We start from the raw sequence: 2,686 nt of genomic DNA, 5'->3' as shown, positions 1-2,686 counted from the left end.
GCCGTGTGGCGGGGCGCCCCTTCGGTGTGTGCGGGCCTGTGCCTAGGGCCTGTCGTCACACTCCCGTCGTCGCCCGGAGGGCGGCCCCGCGGCGTCATGGGGGTCCCCGCTGGTCGAGCGAAGTCGAGAGCTTGGGGGAGCGTGCTCTCGGTGCGCCGGGCGGAAGCCCGCGTACCGGACGTACTCGGCTTGCGCCCGGTGCGGCGAGAGCACGTGCCAGGCGTCGCGGGGCAGACGGCAGTGTGACGACAGGCCCTAGGAGCGCGGGGCGCCGGCGACGGCGTAGAAGGCCACCGCGGCGGCAGCGCCCACGTTCAGGGAGTCAACGCCGTGCGCCATGGGGATCCGTACCCACTCGTCGGCGGCGACCAGCGCCTGGGTCGACAGGCCGTCGCCCTCCGCTCCCAGCATCAGCGCCACCCGCTCCAGGGTGTGCGGGGCCGCCACGTCGATCGGCGAGGCCTTCTCGTGCGGGGTGAGGGCGAGGAGCTTGAAGCCGGCCTCGCGGACGGTGTCCAGGCTCTTCGGCCAGGCTTCCAGACGGGCGTAGGGGACGGAGAACACCGCGCCCATCGACACCTTCACCGAGCGGCGGTACAGCGGGTCCGCGCAGTCCGGCGACAGCAGCACGGCGTCCATGCCGAGGGCGGCGGCGCTGCGGAAGATCGCCCCGATGTTGGTGTGGTCGTTCACCGCCTCCATCACGGCCACCCGGCGGGCCGAGGCCAGCAGTTCCTGCGCGGTGGGCAGCGGCTTGCGCTGCATCGACGCCAGGGCGCCGCGGTGCACGTGGTAGCCGGTGACGCGCTCGGCGAGGTCCGGACTGACGGCGTAGACCGGGGCCGGGATCTCGTCGATGACGTCCCGCATGACGTCCACCCACTTGGCGGAGAGCAGCATCGAGCGCATCTCGTAGCCGGCGTCCTTGGCCCGCCTGATGACCTTCTCGCCCTCGGCGATGAACAGGCCCTCGGCGGGCTCGCGGCGCCGGCGCAGCTCCACGTCGGTCAGGCCCGTGTAGTCGCGCAGGCGGGGGTCGTCGGGGTCTTCGATGGTGATGAGATCAGCCACAGGGTGATACTGCCTTGTCCTGGGTGTGGTGCCAACGGGCCGTCAGGCGCCGGTGGTGGGGGGCTCGGTGAGCGCGGGGGGCGCCGGGAGCTCGCCGGGCGGGTTCACGGCGACGACCTCGCCGATGACGATGACCGCCGGCGGGCGGACCTCCTGCGCGCGGACGGTCTCGCCGACCGTGGACAGGGTGGCGTCCACCCGTCGCTGCGTGGCCGTGGTGCCCTCCTGGATGACCGCGACCGGGGTGTCGGCGGAACGGCCGTGCTTGACCAGGGCCTCGGCGATCAGCCCGATCTTGTCGACGCCCATCAGGATGACGAGGGTGCCGTTGAGCTTCGCCAGCGCCGCCCAGTCCACCAGGGAACGCGGATCGTCGGGGCCGACGTGCCCGCTGACCACGGTGAACTCGTGCGCCACGCCGCGGTGGGTGACGGGGATCCCGGCCGCGCCGGGGACCGAGATGGAGCTGGAGATGCCCGGCACGACCGTGCAGGGGATGCCGTGCTCGGCGAGGGCCTGGAGCTCCTCCATGCCGCGGCCGAAGACGTACGGGTCGCCGCCCTTGAGCCGGACCACGGCCTTTCCGGCCTTGGCATGCTCGATGAGGGCGTTGTTGATGGCCTCCTGGGCCATGAAGCGGCCGTACGGGATCTTCGCGGCGTCGATGACCTCGACGTGCGGCGGAAGCTCGTCGAGGAGGTCGCGTGGGCCGAGCCGGTCGGCGATGACGACGTCGGCCTCGGCGAGCAGGCGCCGGCCGCGCACGGTGATCAGGTCCGGGTCGCCCGGGCCGCCGCCGACGAGGGCGACGCCGGGGGTGTGCGGGCGGGCGGCGGTCAGGGAGCCGTCGCGCAGCCCCTCGACGACCGCGTCGCGGACGGCGGCGGAACGGCGCGGGTCGTTGCCGCTGAGCACGGCCACCGTGACGCCCTCGACCCGGCCGGTCGCCGGGGTCCACGCGGTCGCCGCCTCGGCGTCGTCGGCCCGCACGCACCAGACCCGCTTCGCCTCCGCCTCGGCGGAGGCCCGGTCGTTGGCCTCGCGGTCACGGGTGGCGATCAGGGCGTACCAGGCGCCGTCGAGGTCACCGTCCTGGTAGCGGCGGCGCTCCCAGCGGATCTCCCCCGTCTCGGCCATCGCGTCCACGGAGGGGGTGGCGGAGGGGGACACCAGGAGGACGTCCGCGCCGGCGGCCACGAGGGCGGGCAGGCGGCGCTGGGCGACCTGGCCGCCGCCGATCACGACGACGCGGCGCCCGGTCAGGCGCAGTCCTACGGGGTAGGCGGGGTGTGCCGGGTTTCCCATGGCGGTTGCGGCTCCTGATGCGGCGGGTGTGTTCGGCGGGCCGCTGCTGCGCTGGAGCGGCTGACGGACCGTGCGGGCGCCCGTCCGGCACCACGATACGACCCATAGCCGCTGGTGGTACCTGCGGGGGCGCAGTTCGGGGGGACGGCGGGGGGCGGTTTCAGGTCAGTGGGGTGCGCGGGTGGGGATGGGGAGAGGGCGGCCCGAAAGCGGCGGGGCCGGGGGGGGGGGGGGGGGGGGCGGGCCGCGCCCCCCGCCGGCGCCCCGCCCCCCCCCCCCCCCCCCCCCCCCCCCCCCCCCCCCACCCCCC

2 protein-coding genes are annotated in these 2,686 nt (G+C 75.1%); both read right to left on the bottom strand.

Annotation, left to right across the window (positions count from 1 at the left end; all coding sequences use genetic code 11):
* Positions 1 to 255: 255 nt before the first annotated feature.
* Positions 256 to 1,071, bottom strand: a complete 816-nt coding sequence (locus tag WDV06_RS36645) for a TrmH family RNA methyltransferase (protein WP_395514129.1) — start codon at positions 1,069 to 1,071, stop codon at positions 256 to 258.
* Between the two features lie 42 nt (positions 1,072 to 1,113).
* Complete coding sequence (gene cobA, locus WDV06_RS36640; RefSeq protein WP_395514128.1) at positions 1,114 to 2,376, bottom strand: uroporphyrinogen-III C-methyltransferase; 1,263 nt, start codon at positions 2,374 to 2,376, stop codon at positions 1,114 to 1,116.
* Positions 2,377 to 2,686: the final 310 nt, after the last annotated feature.

The sequence above is a fragment of the Streptomyces racemochromogenes genome (assembly GCF_044129415.1).
GTDB lineage: Bacteria > Actinomycetota > Actinomycetes > Streptomycetales > Streptomycetaceae > Streptomyces > Streptomyces racemochromogenes_A.
The sequence above is the reverse complement of the archived record's forward strand: the minus strand, read 5'-3'. Positions and strand labels throughout refer to the sequence as shown.

Excerpts from the sequence above, each read along its gene's own strand:
- cobA (WP_395514128.1), bottom strand. The coding sequence starts at position 2,376 with ATGGGAAACCCGGCACACCCCGCCTACCCCGTAGGACTGCGCCTGACC.